At 69.3% G+C, this 17,833-nt stretch carries 16 protein-coding genes; 12 read left to right on the top strand and 4 right to left on the bottom strand.

Going from position 1 to position 17,833, the window contains the following annotated elements:
* Position 1 precedes the first annotated feature (1 nt).
* Genes ABD705_RS15785 through ABD705_RS15770 form a run of 4 tightly spaced genes read left to right on the top strand, consistent with a single transcriptional unit; the run spans position 2 to position 3,773 of the window.
* Positions 2–1,030 carry a fumarylacetoacetate hydrolase family protein gene (locus ABD705_RS15785; protein ID WP_344785319.1) on the top strand — a complete coding sequence of 343 codons (1,029 nt, stop codon included), beginning with the start codon at positions 2–4 and terminating at the stop codon, positions 1,028–1,030.
* Positions 1,027–1,740, top strand: coding sequence for an ABC transporter substrate-binding protein (locus ABD705_RS15780; protein WP_344785317.1), 714 nt, complete (start codon positions 1,027–1,029; stop codon positions 1,738–1,740). The genes ABD705_RS15785 and ABD705_RS15780 overlap by 4 nt, the downstream gene beginning before the upstream one ends.
* A 25-nt stretch (positions 1,741–1,765) precedes the next feature.
* Complete coding sequence (locus ABD705_RS15775) at positions 1,766–3,064, top strand: oxidoreductase (protein WP_344785315.1); 1,299 nt, start codon at positions 1,766–1,768, stop codon at positions 3,062–3,064.
* Position 3,065: 1 nt separating this feature from the next.
* Positions 3,066–3,773 (top strand): EthD domain-containing protein, encoded by a 708-nt coding sequence (locus ABD705_RS15770; RefSeq protein WP_344785313.1) that lies wholly within the window; start codon positions 3,066–3,068, stop codon positions 3,771–3,773.
* Positions 3,774–3,794: 21 nt separating this feature from the next.
* On the opposite strand, the gene ABD705_RS15765 is transcribed toward ABD705_RS15770, so the two are convergent.
* The 3 genes from ABD705_RS15765 to ABD705_RS15755 are packed head-to-tail and all read right to left on the bottom strand — an operon-like array spanning position 3,795 to position 7,284.
* Positions 3,795–4,826 (bottom strand): ABC transporter permease, encoded by a 1,032-nt coding sequence (locus ABD705_RS15765; RefSeq protein ID WP_344785311.1) that lies wholly within the window; start codon positions 4,824–4,826, stop codon positions 3,795–3,797.
* Complete coding sequence (locus ABD705_RS15760; RefSeq protein WP_344785309.1) at positions 4,823–5,782, bottom strand: ABC transporter permease; 960 nt, start codon at positions 5,780–5,782, stop codon at positions 4,823–4,825. The genes ABD705_RS15765 and ABD705_RS15760 overlap by 4 nt, the downstream gene beginning before the upstream one ends.
* Entirely contained in the window at positions 5,779–7,284 is a 1,506-nt protein-coding gene (locus ABD705_RS15755) for a sugar ABC transporter ATP-binding protein (protein WP_344785307.1), read from the bottom strand. Before ABD705_RS15755 ends, ABD705_RS15760 begins: the two co-directional genes overlap by 4 nt.
* Positions 7,285–7,411: 127 nt before the next feature.
* Here ABD705_RS15755 and ABD705_RS15750 point away from each other — a divergent pair, with 127 nt between their 5' ends.
* Positions 7,412–8,665, top strand: coding sequence for a substrate-binding domain-containing protein (locus tag ABD705_RS15750; protein WP_344785305.1), 1,254 nt, complete (start codon positions 7,412–7,414; stop codon positions 8,663–8,665).
* 69 nt (positions 8,666–8,734) lie between these two features.
* Entirely contained in the window at positions 8,735–9,664 is a 930-nt protein-coding gene (locus tag ABD705_RS15745) for an AraC-like ligand-binding domain-containing protein (RefSeq protein ID WP_344785304.1), read from the top strand.
* A 25-nt stretch (positions 9,665–9,689) separates the two neighbouring features.
* Here ABD705_RS15745 and ABD705_RS15740 read toward each other — a convergent pair whose 3' ends face one another.
* Positions 9,690–11,300 carry an FAD-binding oxidoreductase gene (locus ABD705_RS15740; protein ID WP_344785302.1) on the bottom strand — a complete coding sequence of 537 codons (1,611 nt, stop codon included), beginning with the start codon at positions 11,298–11,300 and terminating at the stop codon, positions 9,690–9,692.
* 179 nt (positions 11,301–11,479) lie between these two features.
* On the opposite strand from ABD705_RS15740, the gene ABD705_RS15735 reads away from it, so the two are divergent.
* The 6 genes from ABD705_RS15735 to ABD705_RS15710 all read left to right on the top strand — a co-directional run bounded on the left by ABD705_RS15735 (position 11,480) and on the right by ABD705_RS15710 (position 17,608).
* Positions 11,480–12,256, top strand: a complete 777-nt coding sequence (locus tag ABD705_RS15735) for an SDR family NAD(P)-dependent oxidoreductase (protein ID WP_344785300.1) — start codon at positions 11,480–11,482, stop codon at positions 12,254–12,256.
* A gap of 88 nt (positions 12,257–12,344) precedes the next feature.
* Positions 12,345–13,352: a fumarylacetoacetate hydrolase family protein gene (locus ABD705_RS15730; RefSeq protein WP_344785298.1), complete on the top strand. Its 1,008-nt coding sequence runs from the start codon at positions 12,345–12,347 to the stop codon at positions 13,350–13,352.
* A 1-nt stretch (position 13,353) separates the two neighbouring features.
* Positions 13,354–13,959 carry a cupin domain-containing protein gene (locus tag ABD705_RS15725; protein ID WP_344785296.1) on the top strand — a complete coding sequence of 202 codons (606 nt, stop codon included), beginning with the start codon at positions 13,354–13,356 and terminating at the stop codon, positions 13,957–13,959.
* Positions 13,956–15,938 carry an acetoacetate--CoA ligase gene (locus tag ABD705_RS15720; RefSeq protein WP_344785294.1) on the top strand — a complete coding sequence of 661 codons (1,983 nt, stop codon included), beginning with the start codon at positions 13,956–13,958 and terminating at the stop codon, positions 15,936–15,938. The genes ABD705_RS15725 and ABD705_RS15720 overlap by 4 nt, the downstream gene beginning before the upstream one ends.
* A gap of 59 nt (positions 15,939–15,997) precedes the next feature.
* Positions 15,998–16,576, top strand: a complete 579-nt coding sequence (locus ABD705_RS15715; protein ID WP_344785292.1) for a TetR/AcrR family transcriptional regulator — start codon at positions 15,998–16,000, stop codon at positions 16,574–16,576.
* Positions 16,577–17,005: 429 nt separating this feature from the next.
* Entirely contained in the window at positions 17,006–17,608 is a 603-nt protein-coding gene (locus ABD705_RS15710) for an ROK family protein (RefSeq protein WP_344785290.1), read from the top strand.
* Positions 17,609–17,833: the final 225 nt, after the last annotated feature.

Here is a 17,833-nt window from a genome sequence, read left to right as displayed (position 1 = left end):
CATGCGTCCTTTCGCCATCGGCACGTTCGAGATCGACGGCGCCGCCGTACCCGTGCTGGTCTCCGGCGATGACCTCCACGACATCCGTGCGATCCTCCCCGGCATCCAGCGCACCGGCGACCTGTTCGCCGACTGGGATGCGAACCTCGACGCCCTGATGGCGTTCCTGGGCGCGCCCGCGACGTCGTCGCAGTCGCGCGCGGCTCTCGCGCAGGCGGGCCGGCTGCACGTGCTGCCGCCGGTTCTGCCGGTCGGGCCGATCCTCGCGGCCGGGGTGAACTACCGCGAACACATCCTGCAGATGGCGGTCGCGCACAAGCTCGGCGCGGACGGCGCGTCGGACGAGCAGCTGCTCGCGGACGCGGCAGCCGAGATCGACGAGCGGGTCGCCACCGGCGACCCCTATATGTGGACCGGCATCCCGTCCGCCGTCTCGGGAGCAGAGGACGCGGTGCACCTGCCCGACTTCGGGGCGGATGTCGATTGGGAGGCCGAGCTCGGCGTGGTCATCGGCCGGCGCGCACATCGAGTGGACGTCGACGAGGCACTCGACTTCGTCGCCGGCTACGTCATCGTCAACGACATCTCGGCCCGGTCGCTGGTGCCCCGCACCGACGTGGCCAAGATCGGCACCGACTGGTTCCGCGCGAAGAACCAGCCGACGTTCTTTCCCACCGGGCCGGTGCTGGTGCCCGCACGCTTCGTCCCGGACCCGATGAGCCTGCGCATCCAGCTGCGCCTCAACGGCGAGCTGATGCAGGACTCCTCGACCGCGAACATGGCGTTCGGCGTGCCGCAGCTCATCTCCTACGCCTCGTCGATCGCCGTGCTCGACCCCGGCGACCTCATCATCACGGGCTCACCGGCCGGAAACGGCTCACACCACAACCGGTTCCTGCGCGGCGGCGACGTGATGGAGGTCACGATCACCGGGCTCGGCACGCAGCGCACCCCGGTCCGGGCGCCCTCCGGGGTGCCGGCGCCCTGGCAGGCGTCCCGGCGCGCAGCGGCGGCGAGGACGACGGCGTGACGCTCCGGATCTCGTACTTCGTCCCGTCGGCACCGCTGCTCGCCGCCCGGGAGCGCGGCCTGCTCGACGGCATCGACCTGATCGAGATGCGCACTCCCGGCAGCCCGGCCCAGCTGGCGGGCCTCGCCACCGGCGAGCTCGACCTCGTCGTCACGGCGATCGACAACCTCTTCGAGTGGACGGCGGCGGGGGCGGACGTCCGGCTCGTCGCCCAGGTCGAGCACACGACCCCGCTTGGGATCTATGCGGATCCCGCCATCGCCACGCTCGCCGATCTCGACCGCCGCCGCTTCGCCGTCGACGCGTTCGCGAACGGCTTCGCGCTCGTGGCCCGCCACCTGCTCGGGGGCGCCGGCATCGAACCCGACTACATCGAGGTCGGCGGCGTGCGAGAGCGCCTGGACGCGCTCGTGGCCGGCATCGCCGACGCCACGCTGCTGGGGCCCCCGTTCGACGGACAGGCGCTGGCCGCCGGCATGCACGAGCTGCTGCGCGTCGGCGACCTGCTCCCTGCGTTCCCCGGGCAGGGCCTCGTAGTTCGTGCCGCACTCCTCGGCTCCCCCGAGCTCGACCTGCTGCTGGCCGGGCTCCGGTCGGCCGGGCTGCTGCCGGTCGACCCTGCGGGTCTCGACCTGCTCACCGACATCCGCCGTGAACTCGGGCTGCTGCCGGCCGATGTCGCACTGTCCGCGCTGCTGTCCACCCGATGACGCTCGCCACCCGATGAGGAGTCCCATGTCCACGCGAACCCCCGCCGAGATCCTCGGCCAGCCGCTGACGATCAACAAGCTCACGCTCAAGAACCGGGTCATCCTCGGCCCGATGGCCGTGTTGCAGCCCACCGAGGACGGCCGCCCGAGCGACCAGTCGATCGCGTTCCTCGCGCGCCGCGCGAAGGGCGGCGCCGGCGCGGTGTTCGTCGGTGGCTCGGTCGCGACGGCGCGCGCATTCCGCGAGTCTCCGTTCTCGCCGAACATCCGCTACGACGACGACGCGTTCATCCCCGACCTCACCCAGCTCGTCGACGAGGTGCACGCGACCGGCACCGGCGTGGCGGTGTTCGCGCAGCTGTTCCCGGCCTTCGGGCGGATGGGAGTGCCCCGCGACGGGCACGGGATCTCGTCGGCATCGCCGAAGTCGGTCGACATGGGTGGGTTCGGACTGCCGGACAACGTCTACATCCCCGGCGGCCGCATCACGCCGCTGCCGAACGAGGCGACCGTCGAAGAGATCAAGGAGCTCGAGCAGGCCGTCGTCGATGCGGCGCGCCGGGCCAAGGCGGCGGGCTTCGACGGCATCGAGATCGCCGCGCACATGTGCTATTTCTACTCGTCGTTCCTCTCGCCGTTGGCGAACTTCCGCACCGATGAGTACGGCGGCTCGGTCGAGAACCGCGCGCGTGCACTCAAGGATGCCGTCGCAGCGGTGCGCCTCGAGATCGGCCCGGATGTCGCGCTCGGCCTGCGTCTCAGCGCCAACGACCACGTGCCCGGCGGGCAGGGACCCGACGGCTTCGCGGCCGTGACGGCCGAGATCGCGAAAGCCGGCCTCGACTTCGTCGCCCTCACCGACGGCAACTACGAGTCGATGAAAGACAACGTCACGAGCGAATCCGGCAAGATGCTCCGCGAGGGCGAGCCCCAGGCCTTCCGTGCCGCGCTCGGACCGCAGGTGGCGCTGTTCGTCAGCAGCACGCCCGACCCCGCCCAGGCGGCCGCGGCGATCGAGGACGGCACCATCGACGCGACCATGCTGGCCCGCCAGCTGCTGGCCGACCCCGACTACCCGAACAAGGTCATCGAGGGGCGCCAGGCCGAGATCGTGTGGTGTGACCATGCGAACTCGTGTATGCGGCGGCTCATCCTCCAAGTCCCGGTGCAGTGCCATCTCAACCCGGAGATGGGCCGCGAGAGTCCGAGTTCGAAGCGCTCCAACGCCGGACAGAACCTGTTCATCTGGGCGGCGGGCAACCCCTTGCTGATGGCGATCGCCGACAAGGCGGCGCGGGCCGCGCAGAAGCGCAAGGCGCGCTGACGTGAGTGCGGCGTACAAGCTGGCGCTGCTGCTGAAGCGCCGCAGCGAGCTGTCGCAGGGCGCGTTCGTCGACGCGTGGTTGACGCGCGAACGCCGCCGTCCGCTTGTGGCCCCGGGCCTCGTCCGCCATGTCTTCCACGGTCCCGTTCCCGGGCAGCGGCCGATTGCCGGTGCGGATGCCGCGCACTACGACGCAGTCGTGGAGACGTGGTGGAAGCGGGCCAACGACGCGGCCGACTGGGTCACCTCGCGCGAGTTCGAACAGCAGTGGCTCGTCGACCGCGGCGAGCTGCTGGGGGAGCGACCGGCGGCCGTCGGCGGGCGGCCGAACATGATCTGGGAACGGGAGGTCACCGACGCCATGGCCCCGGTGACGGTCATCGTGCTCCCCGTTGCCCGGGGCTCGCTCCGCTTCAGCGAGTTCGAAGATCATTGGATCGGTGCACACGCGCAGCTCGCCCTGGCCGGACCGGGCGCCAAGAGCCGGCTGGTCAGCATCGAAGACACGCCTGCGCCGGTGCCGCCGCCCGCGTGCTTCACAGGCACGCGGTACGACGGTGTCGGCGCGATCACGTTCGCGTCGCCCGAGGCACTGGCCGCGGAGTTCGACAGTGCGTGGTACCGGGAGCAGCTCGCGCCGGACGAGCGCCGCTTCACAAACCCCGACGCGTCGAGCGCGCTGGTCTGCACGCCGATCGATCTCACCTGATCGGCGCCCCGACCGGCCCGATCAGAACCGGTCGCGCACGTGCCGGTCGCGGCCGTAGAGGGCCACGACGCCGAGGATGATCAGGCCGTAGACGATGCGGGTCTGCGCCTCGCTGAGCCCTTGGCTGACGATGATCGTCGACAAGACCGTCAGGATCAGCGCACCGAGCGCCGTGCGCGTGACGCCGCCGCGGACCGAGCCGAACGTCGTTCCGCCCACCAGCACCGCGGCCAGCCCCGAGAACAGGTAGGGGTCGCCGATCGATTGGGACCATCCCGAGCCGAATGCGGCGATGAACATGCCGGCCAGCCCGGCGAGTGCGCCGGAGGCGGCGAACACCGCTGCCCACACCGCCGTGGTGCGGATGCCGGTCAGGCTCGCCGCGCGCGGGTTCACGCCGGTCGCATACAGCCTGCGCCCGATGCCCGTCTTCGCCAACACGAGCCACATCAGCACCCCGAGCGCAGCCACGATGACGATGACCGGGGGGATGGGCAGACCGAACGTGGTGCCGTTGATCTGGGCCAGGGATTTCAGCTCCTGCGGCGGCTGGCCGTTGTAGTCGCCGCCCGCGACGAACATCGAGCCTCCGGTGAGGGCGACGCCCACTCCGAGGGTCATCACCAGCGGTTCGATGCGAAAGCGGTGGCAGAGCCAGCCGACGAGGCTCCCGGTTCCGCCGCAGACGGCGAGCACCACCAGCAGGGCCACCGGAACCGGCCAGCCGAGTCGACTCGTCGCATTCGCCGCGATCATCGCGCCGAACGTGACGTATCCGGCGATGGCCAGGTCGAGGCCGCCGAGGATCACCACGAGGGTCTGCCCCATCGCGGCGAGAGCGAGAAGCGCGGCGATCGTGATCACCGCGATCGCTGCCTGCGGCCGGGCGATGAAGGCGGGCACCAGTGACACGAGCACGACGGCCAGCACAACCAGGATCGCGAGCTGGATGAGCGGAGTCTCGAGCGCCCAGCGCCGCAGCCGCAGCCATCCGGATGGCGGTGCGGCCGGCTGCGTGAGCGAGCGGGTGACGTCGGTGAACGACTCGGTCATGCCAGGCTCCTTGCGCGGCGCGGGCTGAGCAGCGTGGCGCCCAGCAGGACGCCGACGACGAGGGTGAGGCCGAATGCGAACTGCACCAGGCTCGGCTGCACCCCGGTCGCGGTCAGCAGCTGCTGCATGAGGTAGAGGACGAGCGCTCCGAAGAAGGTGCCCAGCAGCCCGCCCTTGCCGCCGCCCAGAGCAGTGCCGCCGAGGACGGCGGCCGCCAGCCCCAGCAGCGCGTACGTGGTCGCCAGCGATGACTGGGACGACTGCAGCAGTGCCGATAGGGCGATGCCTCCGAATCCGGCGAACAGTCCGCCCAGCATGTACGCCAGTGTGCGTACGAGCGTCACGTTCACTCCCGAGCCGTACGCCGACACGTCGCTCTCACCGGTCGCCAGCAGATTGCTCACGAACGCCGTGCGGCGCAGCCCGAACCAGGCCAGCACGACCAGCCCCATGGTGATCGCCGCGCCCGGAAGCCAGCCGTAGGCGCCGGCCAGGCCGTCCGACCAGTTCGGCGGCGCCGAGACCGGATTCTTCGAGATCGTGATCGCCAGCCCGGTCAGCACGAAGAGCACGCCGGTCGAGGCCACCACCGGGTGCAGGCGCACGACCGTGACGAGCAGACCGGTCACCGTCCCGATGCCGGCAGACGCCAGCAGCAGCAGCGGGATGGCCGTGAACCAGTCGCCGAGACCCGCCGGCAGCAGCACGGCGACGAACAGGCAGTTGATGAACGTCGCCAGTGGACCGACCGAGACGTCGATGCCGCCGGAGAGGAGCGCCGGCGTGGAGGCGAATCCCACCAGCACGAACGGCGCGAGCGTCGCGAGCGTCGCCGGGAGGCGGTCGGGCGCGAGGAACGACGGGCTGACGATGAGGTTGACCGCCAGCAGGGTCGCCGCGAGGAAGCAGGCGAACGCCCACGAGCGTCGCTGGAGGAAGGCGAGGATGCGGTTCATGCCGCCGCTCCGATCTGCTCGCCGAAGTATGCGGCGACGACGACTTCGGTGGTGAGCCGCTCGCGCGGCACTTCGGCGAACACCTCCTGGTCGCGGAACACCAGCACGCGATCGACCAGCTCCACGAGTTCGTCCACCTCGCTCGAGAGCATCACCACGCTCATCCCGTCGGCGCACAGCCGCTCGAGCGTCGCGTAGATCTCGCGCTTGGTCATGATGTCGACGCCCCGGGTGGGATCGTTCAGCAGCAGCACCTTGGGGTCGGTGGCCAGCCAGCGCGCGAGGATCACCTTCTGCTGGCTGCCGCCGGACAGGCTCGAGATCGGATCGCGTGGCGCGCCCAGCCGAATGCTCAGCGCGGCGGCGAACTGGCGGAATCGGGCGGCCATCCGCGTGGCGCTCAGAAATGGGCCGCGCCGGTCCTGCCGCAGCGTGGGCAGGGCGAAGTTCTCCAGAATCGACATCGGTCCGAAGAGCGACTCCCCCCGTCGTTCCCGCGGCAGGTAGGCCAGGCCCAGCCGAGCGCCGTTGCCGGAGCGCACTTCAACGTCGGGGCTGAGGGCGCGGATCACCGACCCCCCGCCCATGTCGAGGCCGGCGAGTCGCCGCAGGAACCGGTCCTGCCCGTGCCCTTCCAGGCCCGCGACGCCGACCAGCTCTCCCGCGTGCAGCTCGAAGTCGACGGGGGCGGCGTCGGACGTGAGGCGCACGGCCGTCGCACGGAGCGTGACCCCGCCCAAATCGCGGTCACGCGTGGCGCGCTCGAACTGTCCGGAGGCGCCGGTCATGTCCGCGACGAGGCGGTCGACCGAGAGACTGGTCCGTTCGAGGGTCGAGATCGTCCGCCCCGAGCGGAGCACCGTCACCCGGTCTGAGATCTCGAGCACCTCATCCATCCGGTGCGAGATGAACAGGATGCCGACTCCGGATGCCGCCAGTCGGCGCATCTCGTCGAACAGTCGGTCCCGGGTGCGCACATCCAGCGCCGCCGTGGACTCGTCGAGCACCAGCACGCGTGGTTCGCGGATCAGGGCGCGGACGATGCACACCGCCTGTCGGTCGGACAGCGACAGCCGCCCGGCGGGCATGTCGAGGTCGATGCCGTCCACGAGGCTGCCGAGCATGTCGGCGGCGATCCGCCGGCGCTGGCTGCGGCCCAGCGCCCGCCGGAAGACGCCGTCGGCGCCGAGCCAGATGTTCTCGAGCACGGATTGACTGCCTGCGGTGAGCACTTCCTGGAACACGACGCCGATCCCGCGACGCGCGGACTGGGCCGGATTCCGCAGCTCGACCGGGTCGCTGCCGAGCATGAAGGTGCCGCCGTCGGGGCGGTGCACGCCGCCGATGATCTTCACCAGCGTGGACTTGCCCGAGCCGTTCTCGCCGAGCAGGGTGTGGATCTCGCCCGGCACCACGTCGAGCCGCGCGTCGACGAGGGCTCGGGTGGCCCCGAACCTCTTGTTGACATCGGTCAGATGAAGACCGAGATGTGGGTCGGACATGCTGTCGCTCCTCAGTGCGCGGACACGCCGCATCGCGTGTGTTCATTCAAAACTAGACGAATCGTATCGGATGTGTCTAGTCTGATGCCGTGCGATGACGCGCCGAACTCGAAGAGGAGCTGCAACCATGGGGAAATCCACTCATATCCGTCGCCTGGGGCCCCGTACGGCGGCCTTCGCCGTGCTGGGAGCGCTGGTGCTGGCAGGATGTTCATCCACTGCCGGGGCCCCGCCGGTGGCGAAGGGGACCGACGCGTCGGCCTCCAGCTGCGGTACGACGCCGAACATCGGCGCGAACGATCCCGACGGCCTGCTCACGAGTCTGCCCAAGGAGATTCAGGACGGCTACAACGGCTATCCGTTCGCGGTCGAGAAGTCGGCGTGGGCGGGCTGGAAGTCGAAGAAGACCAGCGGCTTCACCGCCGCGATCGTCGGGCAGGCGCCGGCTGCTCCCTTCATCGCCGCGTACCAGAAGGCCCTCGCGGCGTCGCTGAAGGACGCGGGCGTCGATGTGGTGCTCGACGTGGCGCCCAATGACCCGACGGATGTGCCGGGCCAGCTGCAGCAGTTCGGGCAGGCGCTGTCGTTGAAGCCCGACATCATCTTCTTCAATCCCGCCGCACCCGAAGCCGCCATCGACCTGGTGAAGCAGGCGCACGATGCCGGCATCCCGGTGGTGTCCGTCGTCGTGCCGATCGACAGCCCCGATGCGATCTCGGTCACCTACAACGCGGTGCTGCAGTCGATGGCCACGGCGTCGTCGGTGTTCGGCGCCATCGGCGGTTCGGGCGATGTGCTCGAGGTCACCGGCGTGCCGGGCATTCCCAACGAGAAGTTCTGGGAGGCAGGCCGCGACGCAGCACTCAAGCTGTGCTCCGGCATCAAGATCGCGGGGTCCGTGCAGGGCCTGTTCCAGCCGCCGCTGGCCCAGCAGGCTGTGGTGCAGTTCCTGGCCACCCATCCGGCCGGTGTGGACGCTGTGATCCAGGCCGGCACGATGGGGTGGGCGATCCGCGATGCGTTCGCCCAGAGCGGCCAGCCGGTGCCGCCGATCCAGGATGTGGGCGCTTCGCAGGGCATGGCGGCGTATGCGGCCGCGCACCCCGATTACCACTACTTCGGAACGGCCACGCCGCCGATCCCGATGGCACAGATGGCGGCGCAGGTCGGCCTGAAGGTGCTGGCAGGGGCCGACGTGAAGGTGAATCAGATCGTGTGGGCGCCGTACGTCGTCGATGCGAAGAACCTGTCGAGCGTCGTCGATCCGTCGTGGAAGGCGGGCGACGGCACCGACCTTGCACCCGAGGGCGTCTACTTCACCGACGAGCAGACCGCGGCGTTCTTCGCGCACCCGGAGAAGGGGCCGCAGAGCGCGAAGTGAGGGGAATCGGGCGGGCCTGCGGATGCGGGCCCGCCCGCTCCGGGCATGCAACAGAAGGCGGTGTGAGCGATGTCGATGATGCTCGACACCCGTGCGGTGGCGCCGGCCGACCGCTCCGACTACTGGTCGGCGGGCATCGCCGCGCACTTCTTTCCGGTGCGCGTCGAGCCGTTCGACGCCGCCCCGTTCGATGCGCGGCTGAGCGGCGGCGATGTGGGCCCCCTGTTCGTGCGCACGATCAGCGGCAATGCGCATCGGGTCGCTCGCACCCCGCGCTTGGTCGACAGCGGCGACCCGGAGTGCATTCTGCTCTACCTCGTGCGGCAAGGAGCGTGTCGAATCGAGCAGGACGGCCGCCGTTGCGAGCTGCGCCCCGGAGACCTGGGAGCGCACGACACATCGCGGCCCTCGGTCTTCGAAGCGCCCGTCGGATTCGACGTCCTGGTCTTCGCGGTGCCCAAATGGCTGCTTGGTCGTGAGGCCCGGGAGGTCGTCGCGCATACGGCCACGCGTGTCGGGGGAGTCGACACGCCGCTGATCCGCCTTGCCCTGCCGCTGCTCTCCGGCATCGCGAAGGCCGCCGACGGCGGCGGGGTCACGGGGCCGGCGGGTGAGGTCGCCGGCGAGATGCTCCTGCCCGTGATCCGCAGCCTGTACGGCGACCGCGAGGGCGATCGGGCGACATCCCGGTCGGGCCTCCTGCCGCGCATGCGCCGGTATGCACTCGCTCACCTGCATGACCCGCAGCTCGGCCCGGAGCAGATCGCCGAGGCGCACTACGTCTCGGTGCGGTACGTGCACAAGCTCTTCGCCGCGTCGGGCGGTGCGTCGGCATGGATCAGAAGGCAGCGAATGGATGCCGCTGCCGACGAGCTGCGGGCGACGAGTCACCCGGTGTCGCAGATCGCCGGGCACGTCGGCTATGCGGATGCGGCCAGCTTCGCCCGCGCGTTCCGCCGGGAGTTCGGCCGGTCGCCGCGCGAGGTCCGCCGCAGCTGACGGACTCGCACGGCGATCGCGGCGATCACGCCTGCGGGAATCCCGCGGCCCGCAGCCGACTGCCCCAGATTCCGGATTTGCCCGGTGCGATGATGCCGTTGGGGTCGAGCGTGTCCTTGAGCGTCTCGTTGAAGCGACGCTGCGCGTGGTCGTTGAACCCGAACTGGTCGGCGGCCAGGTCCATGAACGACAGGTGCGCGCGATATTCGCCATAGCCCATTTTGCCGGCGATGGCGACCATGCGCTTCGCGTGGTCGTACGCGCGCTCCACCTGGTCGGGGTTCTTCGTGTCGAACGGGATCACGTTGATGAACGTGGTCGAGCGGGCGTTGATCGGCAGCATCCCGCCCAGGTAGTCGAGCCCGGCCTCGTGGCAGAGCCGCTGGAAGAGCTCCTGGGCCTCGCGCGCGTGCTTCGCCGTGAGCGGGATGACCGGCGAGAAATCGACGTGCCCGCCCTCTTCGCCGCCCGACCAGCCCGCCATCTTATAGAGATCCTGGCTGGGTACGCCGATCTGCACGCGCTCGTGTGGGTTGGGCAGCGTCTCCCACTCGGCGGCGGAGTGCTTCGCGCCGAACACGCTCACGCTCGGGATCGCCTCGAAGCGCCTCTTCAGCTTCGTGAAGTTGTGGTCGACGACGGCTTCGTCGCCGTACAGGGCGAAGCGCATCATCCAGCGCCCCAGCCCCAGTTCCTTCGCGATCTTGTCGATGATCTCCTCGGGCATCGGCCCGGGCTTGTCGTACCAGTCGGCGCGGGCGGTGAGCATCGACGCCATGCACAGCGTGTTCGACAGCTGCGGGCGCATGTCGATCGTGCCGGCCAGCATCAGCTCGCGCAGCGCGTCCACGACGGCCGGCATCTGGTGGTCGTCCCAGACCTGCAGCCACAGCGGCATGTACACCTCGGGCTTGGGCATGAGCCAGTAGCCCATCTTGGTCACGATGCCGAAGTTCGACTGCATGAACAGCTCGCTGGATGTCGGTCCGAGGCCACGCTTGTACAGCGGCCAGGTCGGGTTGCCGTCCATGGCGCCCGACCCCGTCCGCAGCAGGTCGCCGCTCGGGAGCACGACCTCGAAACCGCAGTGCGAGGCCTGGTCGATCGAGTACGGCATATAGGTGAGGCCGTGCTCGAGCGTGTTGGAGACGACACCTCCGAACCCGATGTCGACGATGGATGCCACCAGGTCATGGCCGCCTGCTTCGATCGCGTCGTGCAGGTCGTACCAGCTCACCCCGGGCTCGACCATCGCGTAGCCGAGCTCCTCGTTGATCTCGAGCACCTTGTTCATCTCCTTGAACGACAGCATCACGGTGCCCCGCACCTGGGGCGCGGCACCGCCGTAGCCGTTGTTCTTGCCACGGCCGATCGGCCACAGCGGCACGCGGTGCTCGTTGGCGATGCGCACGATCGCCTGCACGTCCTCGGTGCTGGTCGGCGAGACGACGGCCGAGGCGAGATTCGTGGCGGTTCCCGGCACCTGGAACGGATCCTGGAACTCGCGGAGCACCGCTTCGTCGGTACTCACCTTGTCGGCTCCGATCGCCGCGGCGAAGGCGGCGAGTGCGCGACCGAGGTCGGCTACGGTGACCCCGGGTGGGGTCGGGTGGCTGGTCGCAGTGCTGGTGGTCATAGGTTTCTCCTTCTCGTCCTCGAGTGGATTGCTCGTGCTGCCGTTGTATCGCCGGTGCCCCGTGTGGTCGCTCCGCTGTGCACGCCCGGCATGAGATCGTGCCGGACCTGCACGGTGCGGCGCATGGCGCGCCCCTCGTGCTTGACTCCCGACGACGTCCGACGAGAGAGGAATCGACGATGACGACAGGTCGCCTGGAGGGAAAGGTCGTGCTGCTCACCGGCATCGGCAGCGGCATGGGACGCGTGACAGCGCAGCTGTTCGCACGTGAAGGGGCCACACTGGTCGGCTGCGACCTGGACGCCGACGGCGCAGCCGAGACCGCACGCCTGATCGACGCGGCGGGCGGGCGCATCCATCCCACCGCGCCGCTCGATCTCGGCGACCGCGACGCGGTGACGCGCTGGATCACCGCCGCCGTCGAACGGCACGGGCGCGTCGACGTGCTGTACAACAACGCGAGTGCACCGCGCTTCGGGCCGTTCGGCGAGCAGACGGCGGCCGACTATGCGTTCACGATCCGCAACGAGCTCGACATCGTGTGGCACGCCAGCCAGCTGGCCTGGCCCCACCTCGCGGCCTCCCGCGGCGCGATCGTGAACATCGGCTCCGGGGCCGGGTTGCAGGGCGCGCGGGCGCTGCCGCAGGCCGCGCACGCGGCGGCAAAGGGCGGTGTGATGGCTCTCACCCGACAGCTCGCGGCAGAGGGGATCGCGTGCGGCATCCGGGTCAACTCGGTGAGCCCGGGCGTGATGGCGACTCCGCCGGTCCTCGCGATGTACGCCGAGCTGGGCGAGGCGGCGCCCGTCGCGTCGATCGTGGCCCGGACGATCGACGGCAAGCCGGGCGACCCGCTCGCCGTCGCCTATGCGGGACTGTATCTGGCCTCGGACGAGGCGGCGTGGGTGACCGGCGCGAACCTCGTCGTCGACGGGGGCGCCAGCGCGACGATGTAGCGGACATGCCGCGATCCCAGGCAGCCGGACTAGTATTCGATACTGTCCGTATCGTATGCTGTGAGTCACAGAAGCCAGGAGGTCTGCAATGAAGCTAGGACGCATCGCCATCGACGGTCCGGACGGGGAGGAGATCCGCGTCGTCGCGGCCGAGCCCGAGCACGATCGGGTCATCGATCTGAAGAGGGCCTACGCGCTGTCGCTGCAGAAGGGGGGCGCGACCGTGGAGGGCGCCCGCCATCTGGCACACGCCACGTTCCGCGACCTCACGCAGGGCATCTCGGCGGGGGACTTCTTCCTCGATGCGGCTCATCGGGCTCTCGACGCGGCCGACGACGCCGCGCTCGCGATCGCCGATGTGTCGTGGCGAGCGGCGATCAAGCCCCCGGTCATCCGCGACTCGCTCACCTTCAACGGGCACATCAAGAACTTCTTCGGCAACGTCATGAAGACGATCCCGACGCGCGCCGTCTACGAGCGCCCCGGCTATTTCAAGGGCACGACCTCGACGATCTACGGTCATGACGAGACCATCCCGTACCCCGACTTCACCGAGCAGCTCGACTACGAACTCGAGATCGGCTACGTGGTCGGCAAGCCCGGGCGGAGCCTGACCCCGGAGAACTCCTGGAGCCATGTCTTCGGGATCACCATCTTCAACGACTGGAGCCTGCGCGACGTGCAGAAGCTCGAGTCGCCGATCGGCATGGGCGCCCAGCACTCGAAGGACTTCGCCTACGGCATCGGGCCGTGGATCACCACCCTCGACGAGATCCCCTCGATCATCGGCCTGACCGGCCAGGTGCGCGTGAACGGCGAGGTGTGGTCGAACACGAAGGTCGAGGACTTCATCTGGACTCCGGAGGAGACGATCGCCTACGCCTCGGTGCTCAACGGCATCCAGCCCGGCGACCTCATCGGCTCCGGCACGATGGCCTTCGGCGCGGGCGTCGAGCTCGGCAGGTTCCTGCAGCCGGGAGACACGCTCGAACTCGAACTCGAGGGCGTCGGCACCCTCCGCAACCGGATCGCGGCCGAGAAAGAGTCCCCGGCATGGTGGCCGACGCCGCAGCCCTTCCCGTTCGAGGAGAACTGACATGACCAGCCGCAGACCCGTGCGCCGGGTCGTCACCGGCCACGACGATCAGGGGCGCGCCGTCATCCTCTTCGATGATGCGGATGCGCCGAACACGTTCGACTCTGACACCATCCCGGGATTCGGCGCCACGGTCGCGTGGTTCACGCCGGCCGGCGCCGTCGACCACGTGACGGACGCCGATCCGGCGCCGGCCTGCGCGAAGATCGACTTCCCGAGCGTCGGCGAGACGGTGGTGCGCATCGCGGACTTCCCACCGGACGATGTCTATCCGCGGGATGCCGGTGACGCCGTGTTCGGGGAGATCGGCGCGCAGGACGAGCGGGCGGCCGGTGCGCACAGTGCCGACAAGCACTTCTGGTTCCACCGCACCGAGTCGATCGACTACGCGGTCGTGCTCGAGGGTGAGATCACGCTCCTCGTAGACGAGGGCGAGGCCACGATGAGGGCCGGTGACGTCGCCATCCAGCGCGCCACCGCGCACGCGTGGTCGAACCGGACGGACACGCCGGCGCGCGTGCTGTTCGTGCTGGTCGGGACCGACCCGATCAGCCCGGCCGAGATCGCGGCGCGCCGCACCGCGGCCGCCGTCGCGGAGTCGGCGTGATCGTCGACGAATCCGCGGCCGACGGCGAGATCATCTGGCGGCCGGATCCCCGCGCGGGTCAGACGCAGACCGAGCGCTTCGCCGACTTCGTCCGGACGCGCGGTGTCGCGCTCGCAGAAGGGTACTCGGCCCTGTGGCAATGGAGCGTCGATGACCCCGACGCGTTCTGGTCGGCACTGATGGACTTCGCCGGCGTTCGACTGGGCGGCGAGCCCGGTCCGGCGCGCGACGGCGCGCCGATGCCCGTCACGCGCTGGTTCCCCGGCCGCACCCTCAACTTCGCGCGGCACCTCCTGGACGGGCGCGAGGGTACCGCTCTCATCGCGGTCGCCGAGGACGGCGCCACCGAGGAGATCTCATTCGCCGACCTGCGCGGGCAGGTCGGCGCGCTCGCCGCACACCTGCGCTCGCTCGGTGTCGTGCCCGGTGACCGCGTGGCGGCCGTGCTGCCGAACGTGCCCGCCGCGGTCGTCGCATTGCTGGCCACGGCGTCGATCGGCGCCGTCTGGTCGGTGTGCGCACCGGAGTTCGGCCCCGGCGCGCTGGTGTCGCGCTTCCGGCAGCTCGAGCCCACAGTGCTGATCGCCGCGCCCGGTTACCGCCTGGCGCGCGCCGACCGCGACCGTCGATCCGAACTCGCCGACGTGCTCGGCCAGCTGCCGAGCGTACGCCATGTGGTGTGGGTGACCGCGCACACCGATTCCGTCCCGGCGCCCGAGGCGGCCGTTCCCGCCAGCGCGTGGGACGACGTCGTGCGTCGGCCGGTCGATCCGGAGTACCTCGACGTCGAGTTCAGCCATCCCTTGTGGGTGCTCTTCTCCTCGGGGACCACCGGCATCCCCAAGGGCATGGTCCACGGCCACGGCGGCGCGCTGCTGGAGGAGCTGAACCTGCTCCTGTTCGGCGGGAACGTGCGCGCCGGCGACCGCTACTTCTCGGTCGCCTCGACGAGCTGGGTCGTCTGGAACACGCTCGCCAGCGCGATGGGCGTCGGCGCCGTCGCCGTGCTGGTGGACGGCAATCCCACGTTCCCCACGCTCAACCGGGTCTGGGAGGTGGCGGCCGGCACGCGTGCCGCTGTGATCGGGGTCGGCGCCGGATTCATCCATGCCTGCGCCAAGAGCGGCCTGGTGCCGGCGCGCGCGCACGACCTCTCGGCGCTGCGTGCGGTCCAGGTGACGGGATCCCCGCTGTCGGCCGATGGGTTCCGCTGGCTCTACCAGAACGTGGGCGACGTCTGGCTGGCGTCGATGAGCGGCGGCACCGACATCATCGGATGCTTCGTCGGGGGCGCCCCGACCGAGCCGGTGCGGGTCGGCTACATCCAGGCGCCCGCGCTGGGCGTGCGGGTCGAGGCCTGGGACGACGCGGGCAACCCGACGCAGGGCAAGGGCGAACTCGTCGTCACCGAGGCGATGCCGTCGATGCCGCTGCGCTTCTGGGGCGACGACGACGGGTCACGCTACCGTGCGAGCTACTTCGACACGTATCCCGGAGTGTGGCGCCACGGCGACTTCATCGAGATCTCCGACCGAGGAATCCAGATTCTGGGCCGATCGGATTCCACACTGAATCGCAACGGCATCCGTCTCGGCTCCGCAGACATCTACGCGGTCGTCGAGGCGCTGCCCGAGATCGCTGAGGCGATGGTCGTCGGGGCCGAGATCGGTGACGAGGACTACTATCTGCCCCTGTTCGTCACACTGGGCGAGGGCGTCGACGAGGATGCAGCCCGCGCGGCGGTGGTCGCCGCCATCCGCAAGAACCTTTCGGCGCGCTACCTTCCCGACGACATCATCGTGATGCGCGGCATCCCGCACACCCGCACCGGCAAGAAGCTCGAGGTGCCCGTCAAGCGGCTCCTGCAGGGCGTGGCGCTGGCCGAGGTGGTCGATCTCGGAGCGGTCGACGACGCCCAGCTGCTGCAGGAGTATGCGGCCCTGGCGCGCGCGAAGATGGGTGCGTCGGCACGTCGGTGACCGCACCTGGGCGTCGGTGGACGTATCGTATCGGATGAGTCGATTCGAAAGGCGGCCACATGGCGATCCGGAGTGAGCAGAGCAGGCAGGCGATCCTGCACTCGACGATGAAGCTGCTGGATGAGCGCGAACCGGAATCGGTGTCGATCCAGCAGCTCTCGATCGAGCGGATCGCGCGGGATGCCGGCGTGAGCAAGACCACCATCTACCGGTGGTGGCCGAACAAGGCCGCCGTCATCATCGACACGTTCCTCGAGAACCACATTCTCGCGACGCCCGTCCGTGAGGATCTGCCGGCGCTCGAGGCGCTGCGCGAGCACGTGGTGTCACTCGCTACCGTGTACGACGGGTACGAGGGGCGCCTGATGGCGCAACTCATCGCCGAGTGCCAGTACGATCCTGCCACGCTCGAGGAGTTTAAGAAGCACTTCTGGCGTCCCCGTCGCGAGGCCGTCAAGATCCTCATTGCACGCGGGATCGAAGAGGGATCTATCCGCGGCGACAGGGCCACCGACGAACTCGCCGAGCGGATCTATGCGCCGATCTACTTCCGCCTGCTGTTCCAGGAGGGCTCGTTCGATCCGGACGCGATGTCCGCCGCGTTCGAGCTCGCCCTGGAGGGGATCGCCGCCCGCTGATGCCAAGGCCTGCGCCGACCAGAACCGGTCGGGCACGTGCCAGGCGGCCGTCACGTTCGCTCTGGCTCTGCTCCGCCGTCCGGCGGCGTCCCGAGGTATCGGCGTCAGCGCACTCCGAAGAAGACCTCGAGCGTGGCCGGACTCGCGGTCAGCAGCAACTCGCGCACGGGCTCGCTCGTCGGGGAACTCGCTTGCCTCGAAGAACCAAAAACCAGCGGCGCGACGCCGGGAGCCCCCACAGCTGTGCGCGCCGGCGGTCCGCGATCGGACACTTCAAACCGGACCAGTTCGAAGAACTGAACTACGCTCTAGCCCAAGACGCGATCAGCCGACAGCCGCCTAACACCACCCTCCGAGAAACCCAGGCCGGTTCACAATCTGAGCCAGCTTGACCCACCCACGCAGCGTGGCAGGATTCGCCCCGAACACGTGGAGAACGACGTTCGCGCGCTCACGCACGCGGAACAGCTGTTCGGAACAGGTCGCGATGCCGCATCGTTCGCGGTGGTCACGATCGGTGAAGGAATCGGCTGTGGCATCTTCCTCAACGGGAACGTCGTAGAAGGCAGCCAAGGGGTTGCGGGTGAGCTCGGACATCTCCCGCTTGCCCCTGACAATCTTGTGTGTAGCTACGGACGGCGTGGATGTGTCGAGACCATGGCGGCCTCACGATCGATCGTTCGTGAGGCTGGATTATCTGTTGAGGTTGCATCCTTCGCCACGGTGATCGAAGCTGCTCGGCTCGGTGATGCGCGCGCTATGGCAGCATTCGCAAAAGCCGGCGACACGATCGGCGCCGCACTGGCCGCGCTCGTCAACCTGGTCGGACCCGAGGTCGTCATCATCGCCGGCGAAGCCGTCGCGGAGTTCGATCTGCACGGTGAGCGCATACGCGAAACATTCGCGGAGCACGCGTTCGGAGCCGAAATCAACTGCAGCATTGTCCTGCGGTCCCACACCTTTGATGACTGGGCGCGAGGCGCCGCCGTCGTCGTCATCCGAGAGATCGCCAGCGGTCAAAAAGTTCGGTGACGTCGACCATCCATGACGTCACCATTGGCATCGACCATCGACGGCCACAGACTCACTGCGCCCACACAACCCGAAGGCGAAGCCGCCGACATCCTCGCCACGTTTCAACGCTGACTGGCGGAGACCAAAGTGGCAGGACTCAATCACCGAGGCGGCTCAGCGTGCACGGCGGGTCGGTACGCGATCCGTGAACTTGTCGGGGGTCAATCCCGTTGCCGTTCGCAC

The organism is Microbacterium kribbense, assembly GCF_039537285.1.
Taxonomy (GTDB): Bacteria; Actinomycetota; Actinomycetes; order Actinomycetales; family Microbacteriaceae; genus Microbacterium; species Microbacterium kribbense.
This window is presented reverse-complemented; position numbering and strand designations above follow the sequence as displayed.